The 7,563-nt window shown below is 34.5% G+C and carries 7 protein-coding genes; all 7 read right to left on the bottom strand.

What is annotated here, in order from left to right; genetic code table 11:
• Positions 1-188: transposase (locus A33I_RS19205; RefSeq protein WP_476499103.1), on the bottom strand; the 188-nt coding region annotated here is incomplete at its 3' end.
• A 318-nt stretch (positions 189-506) separates the two neighbouring features.
• Positions 507-2,204: a methyl-accepting chemotaxis protein gene (locus A33I_RS19210; protein ID WP_022629935.1), complete on the bottom strand. Its 1,698-nt coding sequence runs from the start codon at positions 2,202-2,204 to the stop codon at positions 507-509.
• A gap of 222 nt (positions 2,205-2,426) precedes the next feature.
• The gene (locus tag A33I_RS19215; RefSeq protein WP_022629936.1) at positions 2,427-3,788 is read right to left on the bottom strand and encodes an IS4 family transposase; all 1,362 of its coding nucleotides are present in this window, start codon (positions 3,786-3,788) and stop codon (positions 2,427-2,429) included.
• Positions 3,789-4,296: 508 nt separating this feature from the next.
• Positions 4,297-4,737: a PH domain-containing protein gene (locus A33I_RS19220; RefSeq protein WP_022629937.1), complete on the bottom strand. Its 441-nt coding sequence runs from the start codon at positions 4,735-4,737 to the stop codon at positions 4,297-4,299.
• Between the two features lie 191 nt (positions 4,738-4,928).
• A complete protein-coding gene (locus A33I_RS19225) occupies positions 4,929-5,504 on the bottom strand; it encodes a histidine phosphatase family protein (protein WP_022629938.1) in 576 nt (191 codons plus the stop codon).
• Positions 5,505-6,389: 885 nt separating this feature from the next.
• Positions 6,390-6,854, bottom strand: coding sequence for a DinB family protein (locus A33I_RS19230; protein WP_022629940.1), 465 nt, complete (start codon positions 6,852-6,854; stop codon positions 6,390-6,392).
• Positions 6,855-6,973: 119 nt separating this feature from the next.
• Complete coding sequence (locus tag A33I_RS19235) at positions 6,974-7,417, bottom strand: hypothetical protein (protein WP_022629941.1); 444 nt, start codon at positions 7,415-7,417, stop codon at positions 6,974-6,976.
• Positions 7,418-7,563: the final 146 nt, after the last annotated feature.

Below are 7,563 nucleotides of genomic sequence, written 5' to 3' on the forward strand. Positions count from 1 at the left end.
AGTATGACAGGGTCAATGGGAGGACGCCCATTATCTTGGGAATAAAAAGACTTCACCCGGTCATAGATAAAATTAAAATCCATCGACGCATCAATTTTCCGTAATAGATGACCTTCAGGAACCAGCTGATCAATAGATACCATTTCTAATTCAATTTGTTTCCCGCGAATCGGACGTAACAATGGCATCACCTCAGCACTTTTTTTATATATTATATCTATCTGGATAATTGGTTTAAAGTATAAAAATAGGCAGTTGAGAAGACTTTCTCAACTGCCTGAAGATAACAGTTTAAGGTTGTCTCTTTTACTTGGTGTACAATTGATTTTGAAACTCGTTACTGATTAATTATCTTCCTTTTATAAAAAATAACTACATTTCTGAAAACGTTCTTTAACAAAAGCACCCGTTAGTATTCATTTAATTTAGTGATCTCATCGCTTTCTTTTGATTCTAAATTTCTTCTCATTTTAGCATATACAGGTTGCACTTAGTTACTGGGCTATTTACAATTTAAACTTCTTAACCGCTTCTTGTAGACTTTCTGCCATTTCAGAAAGTGTAGTTGCTGCCGCAGTGATTTCTTCCATTGACGCGTTTTGTTCTTCTGCAGCTGCAGCTACCTCTTGTGAATATGATGCAGATCCTTCAGCCGTGTTAGAAGCATCGTCAATAAACGTTACCATCGTTTTCATTTGATCGGTTATCTGTTGGACTGAGTTGGAGACTTCTTCAATTTGGTTTGTTACATCATTAATCGAGGTAGAAATACCTTCAAATTCATTTCCTGCTGAACCAACAATTGTAATCCCCTCTTTTACAGCTTCCTTTGTATCGTCCATTGATACTACAGATTTATCAATTTGTTGCTGAATATCCTGAATCAAATTCCTAATTTGACTGGCTGAACCACTAGATTGTTCTGCTAATTTTCGTACTTCATCGGCAACAACAGCAAATCCCTTTCCGTGCGCTCCAGCTCTTGCTGCTTCAATTGCAGCATTCAATGCCAACAAATTGGTTTGCTCAGCAACAGTCGTAATAATGGTGATAATATTTCCAATTTCACTTGATTTTGTTCCGAGTTCTTGAACAATGGTAGCTATATCTTCTGTCTTATCTTCAATTAGATTCATTTGAGAAATTGCTTGTTGAATAACATTAATACCGGTTTCTGATTTTTCCTTAGCAGACGTTGAAGAATGGGTTACCGTTTTAACACTGGATTTAATAGCTTGCATCGAATCTGAAATAGTAACAGATGATTGATTTGCTTGCATCGTCGTATTTACTTGGTTTTCCGAACCAGAAGCTATGGCTTGAATTGATTCAGAAATTTGATCCGTTGCCCTACTGGTTTCTTCTGCTCCAGCTGTTAACTCTTCTGATGAAGCTGCTACTTGTTCTGAGGTTTCCACTACATGTTTAATCAAAGTATTAAGGTTATTCTTCATGAGATTATAGCTGTTTGTTAACTGACCAATTTCATCCTTTGACTGATCGGATACATGCGTAGTGAAGTCGCCTTGACCAGCTTTTTCTAATGCATCCCCTAAAAGGTTTAACCTCTTCTTCATTTGATGTGCAAACAAAAAAACGACAGTACTAGCTATCCCAATACCAATAACCAAAACGACAAGCAATCCATTAAAAATAGTTCCTACAGTGTCGTCAATAAATTGTTCCGATACACCAACAAACCACATTCCGATGGCTTCCCCGTTCGGATTGTGAATAGGTTGATAGGCTGTTTGATTCAGTGTACCTGCAACATCAGCTTCACCAAAAAATGTTTTTCCTTCTTGCAATACGGTTTGACTAATCATATCTGATGCTTGTGTTCCGACTGCTCTGTTACCGTCAACCACTACATTAGTGGTGATACGTGTATCACCTTGGAAGATCGTAACGGACCCACCCGTCATATCGGCTATATAATCCACCATTTCAATATTTTCGTTAACTAGAACATTCCCTTTATATAATTGGTTATTTCTAATCTCCCAATCACCAGGGTATCTTTCTTCTAAAGCACGAAAGCCCAAATTAAGATCAGATCGAGCTTTTTCAATAGCACTTTCTTTGACTCCGGTTACTACTAAATTTTGTACGACAAAGCCAAGTACAACGGAAAATACTATCAGGATACTCATAACAAGGAGATTAATTTTCGTTCCAATTTTAAGATTATTAAACGTTCTCAATTCTACTTTCCCTCCTGGAATAAATATAATATAAGTTGATTTGTGGTTATGTTGCAGTACTTTTTTTCACCCTTTCCCTGCTTATAATGATCCATTTTATATAAGGCACAAAAAAAACACTTTCTTCTCTAAATGGTTTAGAAAAGGAAGCGCTTTAGATTTATAGCAAGTTTGCTGCCTAATATCCATTTTCCCAATTTTTTATAGGTTAATGATAATAACTCAACTTTCGCACACTGAAATAGGCAGGTAGACCTTGATGTAATTAGGTAAGCCCGCAATCCAGTGTTGTAGTTGACTTTGAATTAACTTTTGAATTTTTTTGTTGCTTTCTTTTAGGACATCTTGAAGAAGCTCAAGTAGCTGCCCAAGTGCAACAGCCCAATCGAGGTCACTGATTTCATCACATAGTTCATAGAACAGACCCCCTAATGTTCTTTGATCTGTGCTGCAACGGTTCTGCCAAGAGAGTACAATGTATCTAGTAAAGACAATCGTGGTATGACAAATCAAGGAGTCATAAGAACGACCTTGAAACTCCTTTTGTAGCTTTAATAATGACTTTGTTGTTTTGAAAAAGACTTCAATGTCCCAACGAATTCCGTAAATACCAATGATATCTTGTTCACTTAATGTGCAATCTGTACTTAAAATAGCTAACCATTCGCTCTTTTTATTACGATTACGTACAAAGACAATTTTGACAGGAATTCCATTAGCTTGCGTCGTTTGGATAGAACGAAGAATCCCTTTCTTTTCCTGAATAGGTGAAGCTAACTGATAAAGCTCTTTCAAACTAACCTTTTTATCATTGTTAAGATAGCGTTGCTTTAAGTTTTTCACCATGCCAATGACATCTAGACCTTGGTCTTTGATCTCTTTCATAAGCGGTTGATGTGTAAACCAAGTATCCATCAGCACATAAGAGGCTTCAATCCCCGTGTTCATGGCACGCTGAATCATCGTTGGAATTTGTTCAGGTGCGGATTGTAAAGCTTCTAGACGTCGCTTATAACCAGAACTGCGTTTATCAATTTGGTCTGACATTCCATTTATGATACTGTTTTTTGAGCTCAATAAAGAAAAGTCTACAGGCATAAACGTTGTACCATCAGACCAACCCATTGTAAGCATACGAAAACCCTTGTAAAAACGCATTTTTTGAGACGCATGGTCAAAGCAACGCGCAAGTAATTCAACCGATTTACTTCGATTTTTGTCATAGGAAGAGTCATCAATAATCAGTACTTTTATACGCTCATGATTTGTCAGGTTACTCACTTTTTCAATGGAGTCTGAGCTGAGGAGAAGGAGAAATCTTCTCCATGAATAAGTGGAGCGATTTAAGAAACGGTAAACCGCATCTTTAGCTGGAATATCCGTCGACTTCTTGCTTTCGTGTGTACGAAACCAGTTTTTGTTTTCGAAAATCAAACAGAAAATAAGCTGAAATAAATAAGCACAAGTAAAGCCAAGTGATTTGGTAATCCCAGCTTTTCTAAGATGTTTCAAGACGTTTAGTTCTTTAAATGTAGATTTTAATTCATTTGGTAGTTGCTTCGTTTGGTCATGATTCGCTATCATATAGAGGACACCTCTTCTGTATGGTTATGTGATTCTAGTCAAATCAACTATACCAAACGGATGGGTGTTTTTTCATGCAATTTTTTGTGTCAATGTTAGTATTTTAAAGGTGTCAGCAACTACTGCTGGCTGAACTTATCGAACTTTTATAGGTGCGAAAGTTGAGATAATAAGTAACAGGTTCTATCCTTCATCATTCATTAAGCCTATAACTTTTTTACTAATCAGTCACATTATAGCAATATTTTAGAAATAGTCCAATAGTTTTCGACAAATTTCTTAAGTCATTATCTTTTTACATTGAATAAATACTTACAAAAGAAAAATGACGCATCCGTGAACTACTCCCACCACTGACCACCCTTACGGGTTATCAAGACCTAAATTTAAAAAAGTAAATAAATTGAAGGGCATAACATATTTTATATGACTAATATGTTATGCCCTTTCTTGTTCAACTAACGCTCTCCGTTAATGCAGTAAGTTGATTTATGAAAAAGAGATTCTTTTAGTGGTTTTTAATTTGAATACGAGAATTCCTTTTTTGTAATTCATCTACAAATAAATTTAATTCTTTAGGGGAGAGCTGAATTGTATCATATTTTCCGTAATTAATTTCGATCCTATACATAGAAAGTGCAGGAGCTGTAAATGGATTTTTAGTTTTCCTAATACTGTTAATTTCATCAATCCTTATATACTTTTTAAAAGGACCGTATTTTATTTTAATAAAGTTGTTTTCGATGGTATATCCAGTCTTAAACCAAACCCACAGTAGACAGAACCCAATTGGAAATAAGACAACAATTTTAATCCATTGCTTGTTTAAGAGTTCAGGGGTCATCCAAACTCCAAAATCAGGATAGAAAACTGGTGGAACAATTAAAAGAAATGCGGACAACCAAATTATAATTGACATCCATAAGTCTGTTTTTGAAGAAAAATACATTTTATCACCTCTAGATAATGATACGATCAATATATTATTTGGTTTCAAAAGTATATTTGGCTTATTCCACTCTACTGCTCCTTTAGTTTAACATTAATTTCCTTTTTGTTGATAAAGAAAAAAGCATCCCTTGTTGAAGGAATGCACCCATTAGTTGAAGAAGAATTCTTGACATTTTTCTACTTTAACATTTAGAACTTGAGATTAAACCATCCCGTATCTTTCGGAAAATCGTCTCTTGTTAGTTTATCTCCTGTAATAAACTGTCTATAAGATGTGATTGTTCCATCGTGAGAAATAATATAGATTTTTGGAGTTTCTTGCTGTTTACACCACTCAAGAAATTGTTTAGCCAATTGATTAAAGTTTTCTTGGGGTAATATGTTTATTCCATTAGCCCAAAGTTCTTCAGGCAACTCTTCTTCAATTTGTATATTTGGAAAATCGACGGATATTTTTTGCCTATCTAATAATCTATCACAAGGTAATGTTCTTCCCTCAGAAACTTGAGGAAATATCCTGGGAGATACTAATGGGTTTACAGTTTTTTTGCAATTAATTCCCATACTCCAGTAGTGAGCCGTTAGCAAAGCTCTTCTCAAAGGACTAATAACTAAAATATCCTCTTTTGACAACGGGAATTGTGTTCTAAGCAATTTAGCTTGATTAATCCCTTCATCAGTAAGTATGGGGTCAGAGGTTTGTAAACTGTTGGGTATATTTAGGGTGTGCTCTCCTTCTCCGTGCCTAATAAAGATTAACTCCATATTTAGATTCCTCCTTTTAACAAAGGATACCAACAGAATGTAATAACACTACATGCTTGGAAGTTACTTTTAAAATGGTATAAAGAATAGATATTTTTTTACATCCATTCATCAAACTTCATGTGTTCTTACAATAATCTGCCCCTTCAGTTTAACATTTATTTCCTTCCCTTGACATAGAAAAAAGCATCCCTTGTTGAAGGAACGCTCCCATTAGGAAAAAAAATTTCACTAATGCTTAACAGAAAGAGTAAAATGCAACAATCACATCATATTTGGAATAAATACTTTCATAAAATAGAGATAGCTTAAAATGCCGCCTAAGACAAAAATAAAGATAATTAAAATTGGAATTTTTTTAGACTTCATAAAGACCATCTTTCCTTTCCATGATTAGATACAAAACACTTCAAGTGTTCATAATTGAAATTTTTTAGAGAATTAGTTAAAAACTAAATAACCATAAAGATATATCCATAATGGAATAAACATTATCCCCAAGTGTAAAATAATCAATCTTTTGTAGATGGATTGTGAAAGACCTTGAGTCTTTTTATATCCTAAAACACATAAGGAAATCCCCAATATTCCTACAGTAGCAACTAAACTAACAGCGGTGAATGTACTAAGTTTCCAAATCGACAAAACAGGATACATAAATAAATTTAATATAAGAAGGATTAACGAAATGTTAAAGGCGTTATGTTCCATTGTACTATACCTCACTTTATTAAATATTCTTTAGCTTTTGACTATCCTCCGAAAAAAAGATAAGCGACCGCTTCATGTGCTAAACTGTCTCTTTAGTTTAACATTAATTTCCTTTTATTTGACATAGAAAAAGCATTCCTTGTTGAAGGAATGCACCCGTTAATGGAAGAAGCATTATTCAAACATTAAGATTTTAGGGTCCTTGTTATAACAGTGGACAAGCATAGCATGTAATTGCCCTCTATGATGATAGACGTGTGCTAATATCTCTAATAACCATTCATACTTCGTATAAGTTAGTCCCCAATATGAAGTAGTTTGAGAGATGAGTTCTTCCTCGGATAAATTCAAATAATTGTTTTTTAATATATAAAAATTGGACAGTAAACCATCTTTAAGTGAATCTAAGGTTTTATATGATACTTCTGCATAAAAACTTTGCATTTCTTCTTGTGTTGCTTCTTTTGAAATATGCCAATCTGCTTTACATATTAATGCTATATGTTCTAATAGTTCCCCGATAGAATGCTTTTTAGGTGTCGGTCTTTTTTGTAGGTCTTCTTCCTCTAAATTATCTATTATTTCGATTATTGTTTTTAACGCTACTTCAATTTGGTGTAATACACTTTCACAACTCATAAGTACCCCCTTGTTAAACTCTTCTGCTCCTTTAGTTTAACATTAATTTCCTTTAATATTGACAAAGAAAAAGCATCCCTTATTGAAGGAATGCACCCGTTACTTTAATAAGATTTTGTTTATTCTGATTTATTTAATAACTCAAAGGTTTCTTCTAAACCATCCCATTTCACAATAACGGGTATGATTTCATCCTCATATACTTTAGCTCCATTATCACTACTATTTGACCTTAATGTAATGTCAGTGGGTGGTTCATCAAACTCTCTGCTTCCACTACCCTCTCCAGCTGATGTTTTATAGTTATATTCTATTTTTTCTATTGTTTGCATCTCTTCAACGTCCCCTTTGTAGGAGAGTGTAAATACATCGCTATTGATTGTAGAATATGCCGTCCTTCCATTTTTATCCTTCTGTGTTTCTTCACTCTCAAAAACATATTCAGCTTCCCAATACGCACCTTCCCCTATAAAGGTGTATCTGTCATTCACAACTTCTTCGTTACTACATGCGGTAAGCAAGACCGTTATCACAATAATGGAAATGAAAATTAAATTTTTCAAATCGCTACTCCCCCTTTTTAATGAAATCCCCTCTTATTACTACAACTTGTTATTGAATAATCCTGCCCCGTTACTTCAACAAGAAGAAACGATTACCCTAATGGCTGCTATCATTTGGTTTCTATTCGTTTGATCTTGGGCTCGTT

The organism is Alkalihalophilus marmarensis DSM 21297 (assembly GCF_000474275.2).
GTDB lineage: Bacteria > Bacillota > Bacilli > Bacillales > Bacillaceae_D > Alkalihalophilus > Alkalihalophilus marmarensis.

Coding starts and splice junctions, on each gene's coding strand:
- A33I_RS19220 (WP_022629937.1), bottom strand. CDS start 4,737: ATGTATTTTTCTTCAAAAACAGACTTATGGATGTCAATTATAATTTGG.
- A33I_RS19215 (WP_022629936.1), bottom strand. CDS start 3,788: ATGATAGCGAATCATGACCAAACGAAGCAACTACCAAATGAATTAAAA.
- A33I_RS19225 (WP_022629938.1), bottom strand. CDS start 5,504: ATGGAGTTAATCTTTATTAGGCACGGAGAAGGAGAGCACACCCTAAAT.
- A33I_RS19230 (WP_022629940.1), bottom strand. CDS start 6,854: ATGAGTTGTGAAAGTGTATTACACCAAATTGAAGTAGCGTTAAAAACA.